Genomic DNA, 22,399 nt, shown 5'->3' with positions numbered 1-22,399 from the left:
GTTCGGCGGATTCAAGCAATCCGGCATCGGCAGGGAATACGGGGAAGAGGGCTTGCTGGCTTATACGGAAAAGCATGTGATCAACATCCCCGATATGCTAGATCTGCCTTATATTCCGGAATGATACGTTTGATTTGGACTTAGCTGTATAGTTGTTACAAGCCGGCTCACAATGTGGGTTGGCTTTTTTCTGTACGCCCAGCATGGGCGTTATCTCTAGGGTGAGAGTCCCGAACGGGGGCTGGCGAGCGCCTAGCGTAGCCAAGGGCGAGGGTATCCGTCACGAGGCGGAATCTGGAGGAAGCCGGAGGCAAATGCACGGGCCAAGGTATACGAACCCAATTTGAGGCGGGGCTAGCCGCCAAGGGCTAACCCAGTAAACTTGGGTGGTCGCGGGCAGAAAGATGACGTTCTTATCTGGGGAGGCCTGAGGAATACGCGAAGTAACTTCGTAACCAGAGCCGAAAGGCTCTGCCGAATCCGCAGGAGTCAGCAGAGTCCATAGTATGCAAGTACGGGACGCCGGAAAGCGGAAGGACCGAACCGAAAGAAGAGTGAAAACCGATGCGTTCGCATGAAGAGCAACGACAGCCGAATATCTGCAAGAGTGCTGCCGGCAAAAAATAGCGATGAAGCCGCAAGGGTATGCCGGAGCGCTGAGTTCTTTCTCGGCACAAGTCGTCCCTTCCACTCGCGAAGACCAGAACGACCTGCCGGAAAGAATGCCAGAAGGAGGAAACCTTCGACTCGCTTACAAACGAGTGGTATCCCCAAACCCGGAGGCGGTGTCGAGCTTTATGCATATCCCGATCGTCGATGAAAAATAGAAAAACACACGTATTAATAAAAAAAACACACTCATTTTTTTAGAGCGGTCGTTAGAATATAAGTAAAATGAGAGAGTTTTCAACTAAAATAACTTTGGTAAGGAGAGCTATGATGAAATTTTCTGTGGTTATACCGATGATCTTTCATCAGCTGCCGTTGGTTGACGGCTTAAGAAAGGCCCATGGAACAGGAATGCTGAATGCGGAGGTCATGCATTGGCAAGAAGTGGACGTGGATGAGCTTATCAAGGTCAAAGAACAGCTGAACATGAACGTTGTCATGATGAATACGCAAATGATGCAGCTGGCGGATCCGACACTCCACACCGCTTTTTTGGATGGACTGTCCTATGCCATCGAAATTTCAAAAAAGTTTGGGTGCAGCAACTTATTTTGTGTTCCCGGAATCGAAGTGCCAAGCGTAACGCGCTCCGTCCAAAAGGACAGGGTCATTGCCGTCTTGAAGGAAGCTGCTAAAATGCTGGAACAAGCAGGGTCCATCCTTCATTTGGAACCGCTCAACACGAAGATTGATCACCCTGGGCAATTCCTGTCTTCTTCCGACGAGGCATTTGACATGGTGAAATGGATTGGCAGCCCCAACGTGAAAGTGCTCTTTGATATCTACCATCAACAAGTCACCGAAGGCGATGTGATGCGCCGGATGGCTGAGAATATCGATTACATCGGGCATATTCATGCGTCAAACAATCCGGGCAGAACAAAAATACCGGTCGGGGAGCTCAACTATCCATATATTTTTGAAGAGTTGGACAAATTAAACTATAAAGGTTACGTAGGAATCGAATATCTCCCGCATACGGTTGAGGATGCTGTAGAAGATCTCATGGAATTTAGAAGAATCTATGGCTAAAATAAAAGCAGAAAAACACACGTATTAATAAAATAACACGCCCATTTTTTTATGGCTGCCAGTAGAATATAAGAATCAAACAACTAAATCTATCATGTTGTGCAGCACTGGTTGGCGGCCGGCATTCAAGCGAATGAAATTCGGCTGGTTAGTTTTTGCGGACAAATGCAGGATCTCATTCCTCTTGATGCCGGCCTTCGTCCCGTACGACCGGCAATCCGGTTTTGAATGCCGGGAACGTCCATTTGTGGGATCTGCGATATTTGTGTTATGATTCTGAAGGCAGAAGGATATTCAATCCTAAGCGCAAAAGGGGACTGAACAGGGCAATGGATAAAATCATGTTTATCGAAATTGGCATGGGGATCGATCTTCATGGGCAGGACGTGACCAAAGCAGCCGTCAGGGCGGTTCAAAACGCTATACACCATAACTCTATGCCGGGTTTAAGATCCGTCCTTCCCGATAACGATCTGCACAACATGAAAGTGAATGTTAGGCTCGCTGTGCCTGCCGATAAAGAAAAATTGGATCTGGATGCCGTTAAAGCGGAATTGCCTTACGGGCGCATAAGCTTTGAGGTTATCGACGGAGGCATGCTCACAACCAGCGGCGTTGTCCTTGCGGAGAAAGAAGATCGGAATGATCTTGTCTATGTAGTAATCGCCTCTGTTGAAGTTGGTTATTGAAGGGTCTATAAGGTAACATTCGTATTCTTATCCTGCCGAATTGGCCAAGAAATATGCGGTCGATCTGGTTGCGATTCAAATGGCCGTGGTTCGGATCACGGTATAACGAAGCCCTTTGCTCGGTTTGCTCGACAGGTCGTTAACGAAACATGACGGAAAATGAAAATCGAAAGAGGGGCCGACCAGAGCAGCTATGCGGCTGCTTTGAACCGGGGCGGCCCCTTCATGTAGCAGAAAAACGATGATTGGCAAGCGCTTACATTATTTTAGTGTCAAGACCACTCTTCCGTTAATCTGTCCTTTTTCCATACGTTCAAAAACTTCATTAATTTTTTCCAGGGGCTGGGTTTCGATGATCGCTTTCACTTTGCCGCGGGCGGCGAAATCCAAAGCTTCCTGCATGTCTTTTCGCGTTCCGACGATCGAACCTTTGACGGTAACGCCGTTGAGCACCGTATCGAAGATCGGGATCGGCAATTCGCCGCTTGGAAGACCGACCACTACCAGTGTTCCGCCGCGTCTGACCGAACGATACGCTTGTTCGAACGCCTTCGGAGTCACGGCAACACTCACTGCGGCATGAGCGCCGCCGACTTTATTTTCGATTTCTTGAACGGGATCGACCTTTTTGCCGTTTACGGCAAGATCCGCGCCCAACTCTTTGGCGAGCTCCAATTTCTCGTCGCTGATATCGACTGCAATGACGTTGAATCCCATAGCCTTCGCATACTGCAGCGCAATATGTCCGAGACCTCCGATGCCGTAGATCGCCATCCATTCGCCGGGCTTTGCATCCGTAACCTTCAGTGCTTTATAGGTGGTCACGCCTGCGCAAAGAATGGGGGCGATTTCTTCATCGGATACACCATCAGGGATTCTAGCCACATAGGCGGCGGGCGCAACGCAATATTCCGCATATCCTCCATCGGCCGAATAGCCGCCATTCAATTGGTTTTTGCAAAGCGTTTCCCATCCGGTCAAACAGTACTCGCATTCGCCGCAGGCGGAGTACAGCCACGGAATTCCAACCCTGTCGCCGACCCTGATCGAAGTAACTCCCGGACCGACTTTTTCCACATAGCCGACGCCTTCATGGCCGGGAATCAGAGGAAGCTTGGGTTTCACAGGCCAATCTCCGTTAGCGGCATGCAGATCGGTATGGCAGACTCCGCAAGCCGAGATTCGAACCAATACTTCCCCTTGTCCGACCTTCGGAATCGGAACCTCTTTAATTTCCAGTTTTTGATGAAATTGATTGACAACTGCTGCTTTCATTTTCGGAATCCTCCTTTAAAATAATATGTGATAAGCGGTTATTTCCGCATACGATGATTTACCAATGCAAAACTCATGCCAACCTTCAAACCGAAAAAACGCACAAAAAATTCAGTTTTCTATGTTTAATTGACAAAAATTCGGCGTTTTGGCCGAAAAATCGGCTGACCGTACATTTTTGCGGCATTTTTTAAAATATTCACCCAAAAGTAAAATAAAAAAGTACAATGTTTAGTAAAGGAGGGATACCCATGGGGATTTTCAAATTCATGACTCCCGAAATAATTTTTGGCACGAATTCTCTAAGTCAAATTGGAGAAAGCCTGCTTCGCTTGGGGGCGAAAAAGGTGTTTGTCGTCTCCGATGAGGGCGTTCTGAATTCCGGTTGGGTGGAACGGGCTGTCCAATATTTGAAGGACTGCAAACTTGACTATTGCTTATGGACGGAACCCACTCCCAACCCGAAAGATTATGAAGTGGAAAAAGGTGTGCACGCTTATATTGAAAGCGGTTGCAATTCGGTTGTCGGGATCGGAGGAGGCAGCGCGATTGACGCTGCCAAATCAGTTGCCTTGCTGGCGACCAATGGCGGGACGATTCGGCAATATGAAGGGGTCGATCTCGTAACCAGTCCGCTTCCGCCGATGGTGATGGCGCCGACCACCGCGGGGTCGGGTTCGGAGGTTTCCCAATTTGCCATTATCGGCAATTCAACCCGCAAGGTGAAAATGACGATCGTGTCCAAGTCATTAATTCCCGATATCGCCATCATTGATCCGCTGACGTTGATGACGAAAGATGCGCGTTTGACGGCCCATACCGGTATGGATGTTTTAACGCATGCCATTGAATCTTATATCTCTCTGGCGGCTACCCCGATGACGGAAGGCTATTCCTTGCAAGCGATTCGCTTGATTGCCGAATACCTTAGGCCTTCCGTGGCAAGCCGGCACAATCGTGAAGCGAAAGAAGCGATGGCGATGGCCAGCCTCCAGGCTGGAATCGCATTCTCCAACGCGATATTGGGAGCGGTTCATGCCATGTCGCACCAGTTGGGCGGTTTACTGGATTTGCCGCATGGGGAGATGAACTCAATTTTGCTGCCCTATGTGTTGGAATATAATTTGATCTCTTGTCCCGAAAAATTCAAAAACATCTCCGCGGCTTTTGGCGAGAACGTGGACATTCTCAGCCTGACCGGGGCTGCCGGTAAGGCGATCAAAGCCGTCAAAGAATTGGCCGGCGATCTCGATATCCCCGATTCTTTGCGCAATTTGAACCTGAAAGAAGACCAGATTGATTTCATGAGCCTTAATGCGGTTCAAGATGCCTGCATGACCACAAACCCGCGGGATATGAAGGCGGCGGATGTGAAGCTGTTGTTCCGCCGGGCTCTGGGGGGCGGCTTCTGATGCATGGAAAACAAGAGTTGATCGACAAGCTGACAGGCATCCAATCTTCGCGGAAAAGTTACTACAGCGAATTAAGCGTCATCGTTGAAGAAATGAAGAAAAAAAACAAACAGTTGGAAGTTATTAATCGGTTAACTCGCCTCCAAGTGGACAAATCTTGGGAGGAAGTCAGCGGTTATTTGGCGGCCCAATTATCGCAAATTCTTTCTTTCGGCCGTTTCGTCTTGACGCTGATCGACCATTCCGATCTGTTGTTTTATATTTCGGAGCCGGAAGCCGGGAACTGGTCCTGCCGCTTGGTCAAAAGGAGAATTTTGACGAACGCGGCCATATCGGTCGAGGAATTCGATAAACTGCTTGGAAAAGAAATACCGAATTATTACGGCACGTCCGTTTGTTTGCAATATAAAGCCGGAAACATCTATGGATTTCTTACGCTATTGAATCGGGAGAAAATCGAATATCTCCAGGAGGAGCTTGAGCTTTACAGGCTTATGGGGGAACATGTGCGAATCTCCATCGAAAATATTCTCTTGTTCAAAGATGTAAGCGAGAAAGTCAAGATTGAAGCGCAGTTGATCCAGTCCGCGAAAATGGCCGCTTTGGGCGAAATGGCCGCGGGGATCGCCCATGAATTGAACAGCCCTCTGACCGCGATTCTGGGAAATGTCCAGCTTCTGATGAGGGACATGAAACACGGTCGCCCGGGCAGAATGCTGGAGGACATTTATCAATGCGGCTTGCGCAGCAAAAAAATCATACAAAACCTGTTGACATTCTCAAGGCAGGAAGAATATCAATTGGAAACGATGCAGCTCGCGGGCTTGATAGAAGACGTGTTGGGGCTGGTGGGATATCAACTGGCTGTTTCCGGCATTTCCATACAGAAGCGGATCGATCCATCATTGCCCCCTGTCAGAGGAAGCCGCAATCAAATCGAACAGGTGTTGATCAACCTGCTGCTCAATGCGAGAGACGCCGTTCAAGGCAGAAACGATCCGGAAGTGATCGTGGGGACGTGCCTCGCCGTTCTGGAAGAACGGCAATTTGTGTCCATCTTTGTAAGCGACAACGGGGTTGGAATTGAAGAAGATCATGTATCTCAAATATTCAATCCTTTTTTTACGACAAAGGAGAACATGAAGGGAACCGGTCTGGGCTTCTCTGTGAGTTTGGGCATTGCCGAGTCCCATGGAGGAAAGCTCCTGGTGGACAGCAGACCGGGCGAGTACACGCGATTTTCCTTTTTGCTGCCGATCCATGACCATGAAGGAGTGGATGAAATTGAATGAAGAACGGATGAAAATGAGAAGAGTGCTCTTAATTGACGATGAAGCTGAGGTGACCTCGTTTTTTCGATATTTTTTCGAAGATAAAAATTGTGACGTGACGATCGCAAATTCAGGTAAGGAGGTCGATCAGCTCCTGCAACGGCACCCGTCTCCGTTTCACCTGGCACTAGTGGATTTGAAGCTGCCCGATGCCAACGGGTTGGATTTGTTGGGCAAGATAAAAACCAGGCATCCGGAGTGCGAGGTGCTGATTATGACCGGATACAGCACCGTCAAATCGGCCGTTTCGGCGATACAAGCGGGTGCGAGAGACTATTTGGAAAAGCCGTTTGACGATTTGGAGAGTCTTGAAAATATCATTCAATCGGTATTGCGGAATTCATCTGGAAACGCGGAAAAACTGAATAGGCAAGCTGCCGAATACGGAATTGTTTATTCGCCTTCGAGCCCGCTGCAGAAAGTGATTGCTGTAGCGGAAAAGCTGGCCGGGAAAGCGATTAATATCCTGATTGAGGGTGAAACGGGAACCGGCAAGGAATTGTTGGCCCGCTTCATTCACGGCTCCAGTCTAAGAGTCCAGTATCCGTTCGTCGGAATCAATTGCGGAGCGGTGCCGGAATCCCTGTTGGAGAGCGAGCTGTTTGGTCATGAGAAAGGGGCGTTCTCCGGAGCGATCAAGTCCAGAAAGGGATATTTCGAACTGGCGAACAACGGTACTTTGTTCATGGACGAGGTCGGAGAGGCGCCGCCTTCCATTCAGGTGAAATTGCTGCGGGTGTTGGAAACGGGAGAATTCATGAGGATAGGCAGTGAACAGATCCAAAGGAGCAATGTGCGGTTCATATCGGCAACGAATCGGAATCTGGAAACCGAGGTCGAAAATAAACAATTTCGCGCCGATCTTTTATACCGGTTGGAGGGAGTGAAATTGTCGATTCCGCCTTTGCGGGAAAGGCCCGAAGATATTCCGCTGATCGCGCAGTCCTATCTTGACAAAAAATACGGCGGCGAATGCCGGCTTGATTCGGAAGCCGCGGAGATGTTGAAAATGTATGATTGGCCCGGGAACGTAAGACAGCTTCTCAATGTGCTCAATCAGACGCATGCCATTCACGAATGCAAGCTATTAAAGGCCGATCATCTTCCGTCATATTTGTTGCAACCAGCGGAGAATCCCGGCAAATCCATGCCGGTTGAAAAGCAACCGGTTGAGGAGCAAATAGAGGAATTCATTGAAAGGGAAACCGGGCAATTCGTGCAAAATCTGGTCGACCGTCTAAGCCAAGCCGAACGGATTGATTTAAACAAAGTGATGGAGAGGGTCCGCAAGATGGATGCGGAAATCGGCAAAAGAGTGATTGAAAAGAAGCTGTCCGGGACAAAAAGAAGCAGACAATTGTTGAGCGAGGAATTAAATATTTCCTTGAGGACGCTTCGCTATATTTTAAACGAAAAATAACAAGGGCATCAAGCCATTGTTCCATAATCATTGAATTAGCCGGTTGAGATTCATCCGGAAGCGGAACCGCGCCGATTGGCGGGGCTCCATTTGCGTTTTTGGGCCGCTTGAAACCAAAGCATCTATATACATCTGCTGAAGTTGCCGTCTTGGAGAACGATATTTCCGTGCTTTCGGCCATCTTGCGCTGGATACGGGAGTATCTGGATAAACCGCATGACGATTTGGGACGGTCCGGTCCGGTTTGCCCGTTTGTTTCCCGTGCCCTGCAGCTGGATACGATTCGATTGTCGGTCATCCGCGGACGGTATACGGACAAAGACCGGATTGAACAAATCGTTGAGCGGCACCGGGATATTTTTCTGCAAATGGAACCAAACGATGGGCCTGACGCCATCTTTAAAGCCATCCTTTTAATTTTCCCGGAAATTCCAGACGAGCAAGCACCGGAAATGATCGACGGCATTCAACGGCGGCTGAAGCCCCGTTTCGTGCAGGCGGGCTTGATGCTTGGCGAATTTCATATGTCCAATGAAGCTCCGGGCCTTCATAACCCGAGGTTTCGTCCTCTGCGCATTCCTTTTCCGATGCTGGCTATCCGTTTCATGGTTCCGTCCGATCTGCCTTTTGTCCATCGCCCTTACGATGCTCCCCGAGAACGCAGGCAGTATCTTGAAGCCTATCTGAAACATTTGGACCGTTCTTTAACCGCGGATCAGCGCAACCAAGATGCCGCCTGTGGTGGACCAGGGCGAGCTTGGCAGCTGCACAGCCAATGCGATCGTCCGCGGGCTCCGGGAATATCTCCTGCTGCAATCCGGCAGGCCCTTCGAAAGACTCAGCCGCCTTTATTTGTACTGGCACGAAAGGCAGGTCGAAGGAACGGTCGGCCAGGATGCCGGGGCAAGTCTAAGAGACGGAATGAAGCTTCTGCAAAAGCTCGGAGTTTGCCGGTCGAAGCTCTGGCCGTATACGGAGGATTTCCGGAAGAAGCCGGACGACGCCGCCGAGGCCGACGCCATTCACTTCCGGATTAGCGAATATCATCGGGTTGCCGGTCTGAACCATCTGAAGGCGGCGCTTGCCCAAGGATGGCCGGTTGTGTTCGGTATGCTTATCTATGAATCATTTGAAGGACCGGGACCGGTCGCCACCGGCGTGATCGATGTGCCGGACGTTGCGAGAGAACAACTGCTGGGAGGACATGCGCTGTGCGCGGCGGGATACGATGACGCACAACAAATGGTCATTGTCCGAAACAGCTGGGGAACGGACTGGGGAAAGGACGGCTATTGCTTTATCCCCTATGCAATATTTCAAAACCCCGCTCTGCTTATGGATATGTGGACGGGTTCGGCGGATTCATGAATTTGAAATCGAGAAAACGAATTGACAGAATAATATTTATCTTGTATAAGAATGAAAAAGACAGGCGGTGATCGCAATCGAACCGACAGCCGATCTGGAGCTGGATTCCATCCTGCGAGTCTCCAAGGATAATATCGTGATTACGGACGGACAAGGCCGGGTCCTGAAAGCGAGTCCGAATTGCAAATCGATTTATGGCAAGGATGTTTCCGAATTAATCGGGAAATCGGTGTTTGACTTGGAACGGGAGCAGGTATTTTCGCCTTCGGTGACGACCAGGGTGCTCAAGGAAAAAAGGGATATCCAGCTGATGCAAAAAACGCCGACCGGCAGAACCGTTATGGCAACCGGCTATCCCATATTCAATCAGGAGCGGGAAATCATCAGGGTGATCAGCTTTTCGCATGATTTGACGGAACTTGAAAGCATCAAGGAAGACTATGAAAACTTGAGGGCCCGGATGAAGCTGTATGAAACCGAAATCGAAGAGCTTCGTGACAAAGAGATCAAGATCGAAAACTTTGTCATTCGCAGCAAGCCGATGATCCGGGTATGGAAATTGGTGAAGAATGTGGCCAAGTCCGATGCGACCGTCGTTCTGCTGGGAGAATCCGGAGTCGGGAAAACGATGATCGCCCATTTCATCCATCATGAAAGCGAGCGAAGGGGAGGTCCCCTTATTGAAGTAAACTGCGGTGCGATTCCGGAAAGCTTATTCGAGTCGGAAATGTTTGGCTACGAATCGGGCTCATTCACCGGGGCCAATAAGCAAGGAAAGCCCGGACTGATCGAACTGGCCGATCAAGGCACGCTTTTTCTGGATGAGCTGGGGGAACTGCCGCTTTCCGTGCAGGCCAAATTATTGAAGGTGCTGCAGGAAAAGCAGGTCGCCCGGATCGGAGGCGTGCGTCCGAGAACGATCAACTTCCGTCTCGTCGTGTCAACGAATCGGGATCTGGAGGAAATGGTGAAGAAGGGATTGTTTCGCAAGGATCTGTACTATCGGTTAATGGTGGTGCCGATAGCCGTTCCTTCCCTGAAAGAGAGAAAAGAGGATATTTTGCTGCTTATTCAATATTTTCTCAAGCACTATAATGAAAAGTATCACAAAAACATCTGTTTCGATTCCATGACGGTGGATGAATTGGTAGAATATGATTGGCCGGGCAACGTCCGGGAGCTGGAGAACCTGGTAGAACGGCTGGTCATCACCGCGGAGAACCGCTGCATCCTTCCTTCGCAGCTGCCCTTTGACATTCAATTCCGCCATCTGAAGGATATGAAATTTGATGATGAGGGATGGGGAATACCGGGGCAGACCATGAAGGATCAGGTCGGCGAAGTGGAACGCAAATGGTTGAGACAAGCCGCGAAAAATTGCAAATCCACCTATGAGATGGCAAAATATTTGGGAATCAGTCAAACCTCAGTCGTGCGAAAGCTGAAAAAATGGAAGATTGAGTTATAACCGGTTCAACAAGTCGGAAACGAATCAAGAACGATTCGTTTCCGACTTGTTTTTTTGAAAAAATGCGAAAAATCATCGGAATTATCGGCTGATTTATTGGCATTCTTTTTGCTATTTAAAAATTAACGAAAAATTTAATAATGGGAGGTCTGTCATGTTTCAACCGAAGGATTCTTCGCAATCTCCCCGTTTTTGCGGCGTTCGGACCTTTATGAGATTGGAGAACACCGCAACAGCCGATCACGTCGATTTTGTCATCCTGGGCGTACCCTTCGATACGGCGGTTTCGAATCGAACCGGACAACGGTACGGACCGCAGCATATCCGCAATTTCTCGGTATTGCTGCGTCCCTATAATCCTGATCAGGATATTCATATTTTCGAATACTGCTCCGGGGTTGATTATGGAGACATCGATGTGGTTCCGGGGAATATTCACCGCACCTATCAGAAGATCCAAATCGGACTCCAGCCGATTCTGGAAAAATCCGTCGTTCCGATCATCCTCGGCGGAGATCATTCCATCAGCCTGGGCAGCCTGAGAGCCTTCAAAAACCGGTACGGTCCGGTAGCGCTTGTGCATTTCGATTCACACGGGGATACCTGGGATCACTATTACGGCGAGAAATATATGCACGGAACTCCCTTCCGGCGCGCCGTGGAGGAGGGATTGCTGGATGTGGAACACTCGATCCAAATCGGCATGAGGGGATCGCTTTACGGACGCGAGGATATTGATGATGCGAGGGAGCTGGGCTTTGAAGTCATTACGATGCGGGAATGCCGCGATCAGGGTTTTCCGGAGGTTGTCCGGCGCATTCGCGATCGTGTGGGGGAACGGCCGGTTTATGTTTCGTTCGATGTGGATTTTGTCGATCCGGCCTATGCGCCCGGCACCGGGACGCCGGAGGCCGGAGGACCGACAAGCTATGAAGCCATTGAATATGTCAGGGCGTTGAAAGGGTTGAAGCTGGTCGGTTTTGATGTGGTTGAAGTATTGCCTGCTTACGATCATGCGGAAATTACCGCGATGCTGGCCGCGACCGTCGCTTTTGAAATGATGAGTCTGGTAGCGCTGAACAAACGGGATCATATGAAAAATTCCAATTCAAGGAGATGAGAAGAAAATGGCGGTTTTTTTGGAGCAATTGGGCAAGGATGATATCCGGCCGACACGGCAGTCGGAAAGAACGATGAATTTCTTCGGTACGTTTGCATTGTGGCTGGCTGCGAACGTCGTCATTACAACGGTCATGACGGGGATGATGTTCGTGCCGGACATTTCTTTTACCGATGCGATCCTGGCGATTGTGATCGGCTCGGTCCTGGGGGCCATTCCGCTGGCGCTGACCGGGAATATCGGTATCCGTACGGGTCTTCCCACAATGGTTTTGACACGAGCATCCTTCGGCCAAAAAGGAGCCATCCTGCCGGCAATCGTCAATACGCTCGTATTGATCGGCTGGAGCTGGATTCAAGCCTATATGGCGGGGCTTAGCTTGAATTATGCCATAAACTACATGACAGGCTACAGCAATGTCGACATGTTCGTCATCCTTACGGAGGTCTTGGTCGTGCTGATGACCGTCTATGGGCATAAAGGAGTGGAGCGGGTTGAAAAATATGTGTCGATAGCGATGATCGTTCTTGCGTTTATCGTATTTTATAAATTGTTCACAGCGTATCACATTTCAAATTTGATGACTATGCAGCTGAGCGAGCATCCTGCGGTCACGGGAATTATCGCATTTGATATCGTGGTGGCCACCGCATTTTCCTGGATGTCCTCCGTGTGCGACTTCAACCGGAACTGTAAAAGCGAGAAAAGCGGGGGGTGGGGGACTTATTTAGGCTATATCGCGGCATCCGTCATCGCCATGATGCTCGGGGCCGTCGTCAGCGGCTTCAGTATTCTTTCGGGCATGGAGCAGACGTATGATCCGACGATTCTGCTGGCCAAATACGGCTTCGGTCTGGTCGCTTCACTTGTCGTCTTTTTCTCGGTGCTCTCCACAAATATTATGGCTTTATACAGCGCAACCATGTCGTTTATGAACGTGTTTCCCGGACTCGGCTTTTGGAAGCCGGTCGTATTGATCGGAATCGTTTCCACGCTGGGGGCTCTGCTGAAGGAAGCGCTGATGACCAACTTTTTCACGTTTGTGCTGATGGTAGCCACTTTGTTCATCCCGGTATTTGCGATTGTGCTGGTTGATTTCTTCATCTTGAAAAAAAGCCGATACGACGCAGAGGACATAGCATTCGACAGGAAGAAAAAATATCATTACCAGAACGGCTTCAATTTGTCCGCCTATGCGGCTTATATCATCGGCGCCATTTTTGCGTATTATTTCACCTATGTTCAGCCGCTGAGCATCGGTTCAACGATCCTCACGTTCTTGGTTTCGGGAATCAGCTATTGGGTATTGATGGGGATTTTCCGGCAAACGTCGCAACACACCGCTGCGAATCCGGACGATGCCGTACCGAATCGGATGGAAGCCTGAGGCCGATGATCAAAACAGACAAATTTCAGATCGCGGTTGTTCAAGGGGCCTTTGACGGTGATGTTTCATCCAATCTTCAAAAAATGAAGCAGCGGGCGGTCGAATGCAAGGAGCTGTATCCGCAGGCAAGACTGCTGCTTTTTCCCGAATTGGCGGCCAACGGTTACGGTTTGAATCCCGTAGTTCTGCAAACTGCGGAGACTATGGAAGGCCGGATTTTTTCCGAGATGAGCCGGGCGGCTGAGGAAACGCAAATGTATATCGCCTACGGTTATGTGGAAAAGGATGGGCAAGCCCGAATTTATAATTCCTTGATGCTGATTAATCCCCGAGGGGAGGCGGCGGCCAATTACAGGAAGATACACATGACGCCGTATGAGCGAAGCTTTTTTAAACCCGGTGATGAATTTGTAATTGCCGATACCGAATTGGGGCGGATCGGGTTGATGATCTGCTGGGATTTGGCGTTTCCGGAGGCGGCCAGAAAGCTGGCTGCCGGCGGTGCGGAGCTGTTGCTGGCCCCGAGCGCTTGGGAGATGCCTTATGATCGGCCTTACCGCATGTTTTCCATGGCCCGCGCAATTGACAACACGGTGTATTTGGCCGCCTCCAACCATACGGGATGTTCGGGAGCCTTTGAATTTTTCGGCCAGTCCGCGATTTATGCGCCGGATGGGACTGCGCTGAGTGCGGCAAAAGGGAATTCCGAGCAGATCCTGGCCGCGGAAATTGACTACGCCTGGAAGCGCCACTTGCAGGAAAGCTTTTTCACCATGATGAACGAGCGCAGAACCGACCTTTATTAGCAGGATATTAAGTATCCATGGAAATGGGAAACTTTCGGGCTTCTTTCTGAGTGAAGTCCCGGAATAGGCTTGTGGATAAAGGCAGTCGCGTGTATCGGGGAACAGCCAAGCCGCACTGCCGTTCCAGTGGCTGTTTGATCGGCACAATGGAGTCGATGTGGAGCAAATTCAGCAAATGGACATTTTGCAGAATTTCGCAGTCCGGCTGAAGGAACGCGGAGATGAATTCGGGCTTACAGCCTTCCCGGTATTCGTCAGACCCGCTGGATCGTCGGCCGTCGGCAATTGACGGTCGACGATGTCCGATCGGGAGTCCGATTTCCGGATGCGATTGCCCGAACGGCTTGGTCGATTGAGCTGCATGATCGTTCGGATGGTCACCTCTGGCCGCCTTTCTCCAATGATCATGTCCACTATGTGCCTTTAGCCAGTCTTACCCATCCGGATATTGACAATTTAGTTGCAGCCGGACGCTGCGAGCAGAAAAGTGAGCGGAAATTAGTAAAAACCCGTGTTGCCGATAAAGCGGGCCTTGGGCAGAAAATCTCGCGCCGGCGGCATGGAAATCGGCATTTTCCATATTGACGGCTGTTTTTAAGCTTGGAGAAATGTTTGCCCGCATTTCGGCGCTCCCGTTTGCGAGGGCAGAGTCGGCGGGACACGTTTAAGCTCAAACGTTTATGAATATCATTACGGACACGATGGGCAAATTTTGCGATGTCCTTGGCATGGCTGGGAATTTGATCTGAAATCGGGCAAGCATTTGGCTGATGAACAAGTCCGGCTCAAGGGCTTTACGGTGGAAGCCGATGAAGAGAGTATTTATATTTTGCTGAGAAACCAAGAGGAACGGTAAACAGATCAATACGGCAGTGCGGCCATCGCTGCTTTGGCGGCGTCAAGGGACGTACTGCTTTTATTAAGTGGGTATATTTGAATATTTATAATCTTTTAACTCTGTGATATATTAGTTAAAAAGTGCCAATTTGCCAGATGAGGAGAATATAACACTCTATGAAAAAGCGCGCCAAAGCAACAGTTTACCTGTCTCCTATATCTTCACGCAAACATCCCGTTAAAAACTTCAAAATCAATGCAAACGCTTGCAAAAAAATAAATATGACCGACAGCTTTTTACGCCTGTTCATGAATCGGTCCTCGGACGGTATCATTGTTACGGATTGTGAAGGACGAGTGCTGGATGTGAATGATTCGTTCGAGAAAATGCACGGATGGACGAGAGGCGAAGTTTGCGGTCTGGTTCTGCCGATGGTTCCTCCGCACCTGCAGCACGAAGCTGAGAAATTGCAGAATAAGCTGAAATCTGGAGAGAGCGTCACCGGCTATGGAACTATGAAGCTCAGAAAAGACGGCAGCATGTCTCATGCCAATATAACGATTTATCCCATTCGCGACGCTGAAGGGAATATTGAGAGGTTTGTCGGGGTGGAAAGAGACATCACCGAAAGCAAGCTTGCCGAGCAGAAACTGCGGGAAAGTGAAGAAAGGTACCGGCAGCTCGTTGAATTGTCGCCGGAGCCGATTATCGTGCACAGCGATTACCGGATCGTGTTTGTCAATCCGGCTGCAGTCAAATTGGCTGGAGCGGCTGATCAAGCGGAACTGATCGGCAAGGAAATTTTCGGATTTATTCACCCAACTGATCTGGATACTCTGGAGTCGAAGCTTCAGCAGCTGTTCAAAGAAGGAAAACCGGCGAGGAACATTCAAAAGAAGCTGGTCAGATTGGATGGACAAATGATCGACATTGAGATAAGCGCCCTGCCGCTTGAGTATATGGGAAAACGGTCGGTTCAATTGCTGTGCAAGGATATCTCCGAGCAAAAAAAGGCGGAAGAGGAGCTTTTCGAAAGGGAACTGCAGTTCAGGCGCATGATCAAATTATTGCCGGAACCGATGGTCATTCATAAAGATGGGAAGATACATTATGTCAACGACATGACGCTTGCGTTAGTCGGAGCCCAAAGCCAGGAAGAAGTTATCGGAAGATCGATTTTTGATTTCATTCATCCCGATTATGCAGGGGTCGTAACTGAACGTATCCGATTAGCTATCACCAGCAATGAAAAACTGGATTACATGGAGATCAAACTCGTCCGATTGGATGGAACATTCGTCGATGTGGAAACCTCGTCGATCTATATCCACAAATATTTGCAATTTCCTGTCGTGCAGACGGTGATCCGCGATTTGACGGATCGGAAACGGACGGAAGAATATATGCTCAGGTCAGAGAAGCTCTCGGTCGTCGGCCAGCTCGCCGCCGGGGTCGCTCACGAAATCAGAAATCCTTTGACCTCATTAAAAGGCTTCGTGCAGCTGATGAAAACAAACAAAGGAAATGAACAAAAATATATTGAAATTATGCTGTCTGAATTGGACCGGATCCATTCGATCGTGAATGAATTTATGATCCTTGCCAAACCTCACGAAATTCATTTTCAAGAGAGTTCGATTGTGGAGCTTATCCGGAATGTCGTATTTTTGCTTGATTCGCAAGCGATCTTGAATAATGTGCAGATCCATTATGACTTCGAACCGGACATTCCGCTTGTTCAATGCGATGAGAATCAAATGAAGCAGGTGTTTGTCAATCTGCTGAAAAATGCGATTGAAGCGATGCCTAATGGCGGAACGGTTCAAATCTGTGTTCGAACGGCAAGCAATGGCAATATCTCCATTCGTATTATCGATGAAGGCAAAGGGATACCGGAGGATATGATCCGAAAGCTCGGCGAGCCCTTTTTTTCCACGAAAGAAACCGGAACCGGTTTGGGATTGATGATTTGCTTCGGGATCGTCCAAGCGCATAACGGCACTCTCCGGTTCAGCAGCAAAGAAAATTGCGGGACGACTGTCGAGGTTCAAATCCCGTGTGTGATTTCCTGAGAAGGAATGGAATCTGTTCGATAAATTGAAGTGATTGACATGAATACTGAGTAATATCAGGCATATCCCTTAGCAGTTAAGGGGTATGCCTGTTTGATTATGCTTGAACTGAAGATCATTTCCCGCCGGCCGTCCGTTGAGGAACTGTTCACGTGTTCGACGTTGCATATTTGATAAGAAAATGCGATTTCTCAAATTGCATTTGTATATTTTACGGCTGAGGCTGGCTGATTTATGATCATTACAAAGCAAAAACATGGGAAGGAGCGGGAGACATCGTCTGTACCGGAATGCCGGAGGGACCGTAGGCGAAGCCCAGGGAACGTTTTTGCAAAGCGGAGATGTTGTTCGGGTGGAGTTCGGAGAAATTGGTGCAATTGAGACACGAATTGTGGAGGAGGAGCAGAAATGACGGAATTTAAAGAACCTATTCGGGATATCGCTTATCTGGCGCACATCGAGCTGTTGACGCCAAAGCCGGACGAAAGCCTCGCTTTCTTCCGCGAGTTAATGGGCATGGAAGCCATCCATAGCGAGAGGCAGTCTGTGTTTCTTCGCGGCTGGGGCGACGAATCTTTATACAGCTTGAAGCTGACGGAAGCCAAGCATGCCGGGCTCGGTCACGTTGGCCTGCGCTCATTTTCGCCGGCGGCGTTGGATCGGAGGGCTCAGGCTATCGAGCGGAGCGGCCTTGGAATCGGCTGGTCGGACGGCGATTACGGTCACGGGAAGACGTACCGCTGTACGGATGCGGATGGGCATGCTGTAGAGCTGTATTATGAAGCCGAAAAATACGTGGCTCCGCCGTCCCTAAAGCCTTCGCTTAAAAATTTGCCGCAAAAATATGCGGCCCGGGGAGCATCTGTTACTTCATTGGACCATATCAACCTATTCAGTTCCAATGTCGATGGAGACAGCGCCTTCTGGCAAGAGAAACTGGGCTTTAGATTGAGCGAGCAGGCGATAACGGATCAAGGCTCGAAGGTCACGGCATGGCTGCATGTCACGAACAAGTCATATGATCTTGCGATTTCACTGGATAAAACCGGAACGAAAGGGCGCTTTCATCATGCGGCGTTCAAGGTTGAAAGCTCGGAGATGGTGCTTCGAGCCGCGGATATTTTTTTGGATCACGGTATTTTTATTGAGGCTTCGCCGAGCAAGCATGTAGCGGGACAAACGATGTTTGTGTACGTGTATGAGCCGGGAGGAAATCGCATCGAAGTGTGCTCGGGAGGATTTCTGATTCTTTCTCCGGACTGGGAAACGATTACCTGGACACCGCAAGAGAGGAAGAAGGGTCTTGCTTGGGGGAATCCTTTGCCGGCGACATTCCACACCTACGGCACACCCGTCATCAATCCATAATTTTCCAGGAGGTTACGAAACATGCAGGATGCTATCAAGAAGTTGTCTCACGATGAAGCCCTCGAACGCTGCAAAGGTCTTTCCCCAAATATTCGCTCCCGCTCCAAGCTGGCGGACGAATTGAGGAGCCAACCGCCTGAAACGATTAAAGAGATCATTCAATCGGGCCTTGTGAGAATGCTGGTACCTGAACGCTGGGGAGGCCATGAATTGAGCTGGAAGACACTTGCGGCTACAACCATTGAAGTGGCCAAGGCCGAACCGTCAGCGGGCTGGTGCTATGCGCTGCTCCTGCTGCACAGCTGGATGACCGCGTTCATGCCGGATCAGGCGCAAGCTGACGTATGGCGCGACAACCCGGATGCGTGCATCGCTTCTTCTCTGAATCCCAGCCCGGATATGCAAGTGAACCGGGTGGAGGGTGGATACGTATTGAGCGGGAAATGGGGCTTCTCCTCCGGAATCGAGCACAGCGATTGGGCCTTGATCCTCGTGCCCCTTCCGCAGTCTGGAAACGAGCAGGAGAAAGCGGTGTATTATTTTCTTGTGCCGAAAAGCGACATGCTGGTGCACGATACTTGGCATGTGATCGGTATGAGGGGAACGGGCAGCAATATGTTTGAATTGAAGGATGTATTTGTTCCCTCCCATCGAACGATGGAGCTGGAGCCTTGGAATTTGTACGGTATTTCGCCCGGTATGCAGCTGAATACGGCGCCGCTGTACCGTATCCAATTATCAGCGGTAATGCCTGCTACACTGCTTTCCGTAATTCTGGGCTCTACGCTCGGTGCATATGAACTCTGGCGGGATACGGTTATCAGCAAGAACAAAACGAGAACCGGAGTCCGAGTGGCGGAGCTGACGCATCAGCAAATCCGGATGGCTAAAATCGCAACGAAGATCGAAGCAGCTCATGCGCTATTAATGAAATCTCTGGAAATTGTCGAATCGGGCCGGGTACTCGACTATTCGGAGCGGGTACGCCTGCGCTGCAATTATGCCTATAGCGCTCAATTGTGCAGTGAAGCGATGGAAAGCATATTCTTAAACAGCGGTGCGGCGGCTTCGGCAGAGAGCAACCTGCTGCAGCAGTTTTGGCGGGATATCCATGCCGGAGCCCAGCATATGGCTTTTAACTTTGATGGGCTTGGCGAAATTTTTGGCAAGCTTGAGCTCGGTCTGCCGGTGAAGGTTGAATATTGATCGTTTTCTGCCGAAAAGGGGAGAGCAGGATGAACAAGGGGAGAATCGGTTACATCCGCGTCGTTACAGTAAATGTCAAAGAAGTTGAGGACGTCATCTTTTACGGCGGCCGAATTACGGTGGAACCCGACTACGAGAAAACATATAATCCGGAGCTGGCCAAAAAGCTGGATGCGGAAGTATATGGATTGTTGAAGCAGCACTGATTTATAAGCAATCGTGATTTCTGAAATATCGTTTGTCTATTTGTTCTCGAATGATAAGGTTATTATGATAAGAGTAAGGCTAAAAAGAGAGCGCTTGCAATTTGGATCATGGGGGGCGAACATGGAAGCAGATATTGCTGAAAGAAAAAACTTAGTTCTTGAAGTGCGTGATCTGGAGTACGAATATGAAAGCGCTTCAGGTTCCCAACGGGCCATAGATGATCTTAGCTTTTGTGTATACGAAGGGGAGTTTGTTTCGATCGTAGGCCCATCAGGCACCGGGAAGTCGACATTGTTAAAAATCATCTCGGGATTAATCAAAACTTCGCGAGGAAGCATTTCCGTCATGGGGGAGAAAATTAACGGCAACATTCCTTCACAAGTAGCGTTTGTCTTCCAAGATTATACGCGTTCCCTGTTTCCTTGGATGACCGTGCAAAAAAATGTTGAGTTTCCTCTTCGCAAAAAGGTCGGAGCCAAGGAGGCATCGGAACGCAGCAGCGCAAGTCTGGCAGCGGTGGGCCTTTCCGGATCGGCTCACAAATACCCTTGGCAGCTGTCCGGCGGTATGCAGCAACGCGTGGCCATCGCCCGTGCATTGGCTTATCGTCCGAAGCTGCTGCTTATGGACGAGCCGCTGGCCTCGGTTGATGCGCAAACTCGGGCGGATCTCGAGGATTTGATTTTGTCGGTTCATGAAAAGTTCGGCATGACCATCCTGTTCGTTACGCACGATATCGATGAAAGCATATATTTGTCCGATAGGATTATTGTTTTGTCACAGCCTCCAGCCCGTCTAGTAAAGGACCTCGACATTCAATTGTTCAGACCGAGACATCAAGTTCAAACAAGGGCGACAAAGGAATTTGTTCAGCTTCGTAGCGAAGTGGTCGGCATGATTCTTCAATCTGGTACGCCGGAGCCATCATAGACGGGGACGGTGTGAATAAAAAATGGATACCATGCAGAGTAAACTATTAAAAAAATTAACAGCTGCTCATTGCAAAAGAGCGAATGGCAGATCGTCAGATTTTGCTATAAAGGGAAAGACGCGAATCCAAACCATAGCCAAGGGATGTGCGGGCATTTTTGCGGCTTTCACCCTTTGGCAGCTTGCAGCGCTTCTAGTTGATACCCAATACTTTCCTTCGGCCTGGACGATTGTGAAATATTCCTTCGGCCTGCTTTTTGAACCCACATTTATTGTCCATGTGTACGGCACGGTGCAGGCGATGCTTGCGGGCCTGGCATTGGCTGCTTTAATTGCCGTACCGGCCGGGTTATTGCTTGGGAGATATCCGCTTGCTTACCGGTTGACGCGCCTGTTGGTAGAAACCCTGCGTCCGATTCCGGCAGTTGCGCTTGCTCCGCTTGCCATTTTGATGTTCGGACTTTCCGAGCGAGCCACGATCTCACTAGTTGTCTGGACATCCATCTGGCCAATTTTAATCAACAGCATATACGGTATGCACAATGTAGATCAGTTGTTTTGCCAAACAGCCAGAACGTTCGGGTTCGGCCGATGGGAAACGCTGCTGAAAGTAGAACTGCCAAGCAGCGCCCCGTTCATTGCGACCGGTATTCGGATCGCGCTTTCAATTGCCCTCTCCGTTGCCATCGCCGGGGAGATGGTGGCCGGAAGCGGTCAAGGGCTGGGAGGATGGATTCTTCAGGAGTCCGCATCGGGCTCCCTAAATCCGGTATACAGTGCGACGTTTATTTCAGGTCTCCTTGGATACGCGATTAATATGATCATGGAGTACGCGGAACATCGTTTATTTTTCTGGCATACCTCATTCCGCAAGAAAAAGGGGGAGATCCATTGAACACCAGACGCGCTTCCACACTCTACTACCGAACAGCGGAGACATTCGCGTTATGGATCGGACTGATTCTTCTCTGGCAGTTGCTGACAAGCTTGTTTCATGCTTTTTTCTTTCCGACGCCTTTGGAGATAGCGAAAGAGCTAGGACGGAACTGGCTGTCCATAACGGCATTACAACATAATGCTTTGCCGAGTCTGTTCAGAATCATATCCGGATGGGGTCTGGCCAGTGTTTTCGGGATTATGCTCGGAGTTGCGATCGGACTCGTGCGCGGTCTGGATGCTTATTTCGAACCGATCATTCATTTCGGAAGAGCCATATCGCCGCCGGCGGCGCTGCCGATTTTTCTGATCCTGTTCGGCATCGGCGATTCGATGAAGATTTTATTCATTGCTTTCGGCGTTATCTGGCCGATTCTGCTGAATACGGTGAAAGGCGTACAGTCGATTGATTCGACGCAGCTCAACTCCGCCAGGGTTTATGGAATTCGAGGAATCCGCCACCTCTTTTATGTCATTCTGCCGGCGGCCTCGCCGGAAATATTCGCAGGCTTGCGAATCTCGCTTGCTCTTGCCTTCATCATGATGGTGATCTCCGAAATGATTTCTGCCAGCGGAGGCATCGGTTACATGATCCTTCAAAGCCAGGCAAACTTCGATATCTTGAGCATGTGGGCCGGAATGGTCATTTTGGGAATCGGCGGCATCCTTTTCAATTCATTGTTTCTCGCTCTGGAGGCTTATTTTCTAAGGTGGCAAAGAGGATCTGCGGGCATTTCCGCTTGATCCAATCATTAAATACATATATGGAGCTATTCCTGTAATGAATTAAAATGCGGTTTGCAAAACAAAAAGCGCCTCCTGTATGCTGGGTCATGGAATGCTGTACATTCACTGCCCTAATTAA

The 22,399-nt window shown here is 49.5% G+C and carries 19 protein-coding genes and 2 pseudogenes; 20 read left to right on the top strand and 1 reads right to left on the bottom strand.

Annotation, left to right across the window (positions count from 1 at the left end; translation table 11 throughout):
• Positions 1-939: 939 nt before the first annotated feature.
• Positions 940-1,701, top strand: a complete 762-nt coding sequence (locus tag VF724_RS18875) for a TIM barrel protein (protein ID WP_371755799.1) — start codon at positions 940-942, stop codon at positions 1,699-1,701.
• Between the two features lie 329 nt (positions 1,702-2,030).
• Entirely contained in the window at positions 2,031-2,390 is a 360-nt protein-coding gene (locus VF724_RS18870; RefSeq protein WP_371755798.1) for a Lin0512 family protein, read from the top strand.
• A 261-nt stretch (positions 2,391-2,651) separates the two neighbouring features.
• Here the strand turns inward: VF724_RS18870 and adhP are convergent, their stop codons facing one another.
• Positions 2,652-3,665: an alcohol dehydrogenase AdhP gene (gene adhP / locus VF724_RS18865; protein WP_371755797.1), complete on the bottom strand. Its 1,014-nt coding sequence runs from the start codon at positions 3,663-3,665 to the stop codon at positions 2,652-2,654.
• Between the two features lie 251 nt (positions 3,666-3,916).
• On the opposite strand from adhP, the gene VF724_RS18860 reads away from it, so the two are divergent.
• The 18 genes and pseudogenes from VF724_RS18860 (at position 3,917) to VF724_RS18775 (ending at position 22,278) form a co-directional block, all read left to right on the top strand.
• The gene (locus VF724_RS18860; RefSeq protein WP_371755796.1) at positions 3,917-5,077 is read left to right on the top strand and encodes an iron-containing alcohol dehydrogenase; all 1,161 of its coding nucleotides are present in this window, start codon (positions 3,917-3,919) and stop codon (positions 5,075-5,077) included.
• A complete protein-coding gene (locus VF724_RS18855) occupies positions 5,077-6,369 on the top strand; it encodes a sensor histidine kinase (protein WP_371755795.1) in 1,293 nt (430 codons plus the stop codon). The genes VF724_RS18860 and VF724_RS18855 overlap by 1 nt, the downstream gene beginning before the upstream one ends.
• Positions 6,362-7,828 (top strand): sigma-54-dependent transcriptional regulator, encoded by a 1,467-nt coding sequence (locus VF724_RS18850; RefSeq protein WP_371755794.1) that lies wholly within the window; start codon positions 6,362-6,364, stop codon positions 7,826-7,828. The genes VF724_RS18855 and VF724_RS18850 overlap by 8 nt, the downstream gene beginning before the upstream one ends.
• A gap of 167 nt (positions 7,829-7,995) precedes the next feature.
• A pseudogene (locus VF724_RS18845) lies at positions 7,996-8,490 on the top strand (DUF6875 domain-containing protein); the annotation flags it as partial.
• Positions 8,491-8,557: 67 nt separating this feature from the next.
• A complete protein-coding gene (locus tag VF724_RS18840; RefSeq protein ID WP_371755793.1) occupies positions 8,558-9,196 on the top strand; it encodes a C1 family peptidase in 639 nt (212 codons plus the stop codon).
• 76 nt (positions 9,197-9,272) lie between these two features.
• Positions 9,273-10,664, top strand: coding sequence for a sigma-54 interaction domain-containing protein (locus VF724_RS18835; RefSeq protein ID WP_371755800.1), 1,392 nt, complete (start codon positions 9,273-9,275; stop codon positions 10,662-10,664).
• A gap of 154 nt (positions 10,665-10,818) precedes the next feature.
• Entirely contained in the window at positions 10,819-11,784 is a 966-nt protein-coding gene (gene speB, locus VF724_RS18830) for an agmatinase (RefSeq protein WP_371755792.1), read from the top strand.
• 7 nt (positions 11,785-11,791) lie between these two features.
• Complete coding sequence (locus VF724_RS18825) at positions 11,792-13,171, top strand: purine-cytosine permease family protein (protein WP_371755791.1); 1,380 nt, start codon at positions 11,792-11,794, stop codon at positions 13,169-13,171.
• Between the two features lie 5 nt (positions 13,172-13,176).
• Complete coding sequence (locus VF724_RS18820) at positions 13,177-13,977, top strand: carbon-nitrogen hydrolase family protein (RefSeq protein ID WP_371755790.1); 801 nt, start codon at positions 13,177-13,179, stop codon at positions 13,975-13,977.
• Between the two features lie 285 nt (positions 13,978-14,262).
• The gene (locus VF724_RS18815; protein WP_371755789.1) at positions 14,263-14,562 is read left to right on the top strand and encodes an FAD-dependent oxidoreductase; all 300 of its coding nucleotides are present in this window, start codon (positions 14,263-14,265) and stop codon (positions 14,560-14,562) included.
• Between the two features lie 73 nt (positions 14,563-14,635).
• Positions 14,636-14,833: pseudogene (locus VF724_RS18810) on the top strand (Rieske (2Fe-2S) protein); the annotation flags it as partial.
• A gap of 158 nt (positions 14,834-14,991) precedes the next feature.
• Entirely contained in the window at positions 14,992-16,887 is a 1,896-nt protein-coding gene (locus VF724_RS18805) for a PAS domain S-box protein (protein ID WP_371755788.1), read from the top strand.
• Between the two features lie 408 nt (positions 16,888-17,295).
• Positions 17,296-18,255, top strand: a complete 960-nt coding sequence (locus VF724_RS18800) for a VOC family protein (protein ID WP_371755787.1) — start codon at positions 17,296-17,298, stop codon at positions 18,253-18,255.
• Between the two features lie 21 nt (positions 18,256-18,276).
• Positions 18,277-19,461, top strand: coding sequence for an acyl-CoA dehydrogenase family protein (locus VF724_RS18795; protein ID WP_371755786.1), 1,185 nt, complete (start codon positions 18,277-18,279; stop codon positions 19,459-19,461).
• A gap of 29 nt (positions 19,462-19,490) precedes the next feature.
• The gene (locus VF724_RS18790; protein WP_371755785.1) at positions 19,491-19,667 is read left to right on the top strand and encodes a PNPOx family protein; all 177 of its coding nucleotides are present in this window, start codon (positions 19,491-19,493) and stop codon (positions 19,665-19,667) included.
• A 121-nt stretch (positions 19,668-19,788) separates the two neighbouring features.
• Positions 19,789-20,598 carry an ABC transporter ATP-binding protein gene (locus VF724_RS18785; RefSeq protein ID WP_371755784.1) on the top strand — a complete coding sequence of 270 codons (810 nt, stop codon included), beginning with the start codon at positions 19,789-19,791 and terminating at the stop codon, positions 20,596-20,598.
• Positions 20,599-20,620: 22 nt separating this feature from the next.
• Entirely contained in the window at positions 20,621-21,493 is an 873-nt protein-coding gene (locus VF724_RS18780) for an ABC transporter permease (protein WP_371755783.1), read from the top strand.
• Positions 21,490-22,278: an ABC transporter permease gene (locus VF724_RS18775; protein ID WP_371755782.1), complete on the top strand. Its 789-nt coding sequence runs from the start codon at positions 21,490-21,492 to the stop codon at positions 22,276-22,278. Before VF724_RS18780 ends, VF724_RS18775 begins: the two co-directional genes overlap by 4 nt.
• The last annotated feature ends 121 nt before the right edge of the window (positions 22,279-22,399 follow it).

It is taken from the genome of Ferviditalea candida (assembly GCF_035282765.1).
GTDB lineage: Bacteria > Bacillota > Bacilli > Paenibacillales > KCTC-25726 > Ferviditalea > Ferviditalea candida.
The sequence above is the reverse complement of the archived record's forward strand: the minus strand, read 5'-3'. Positions and strand labels throughout refer to the sequence as shown.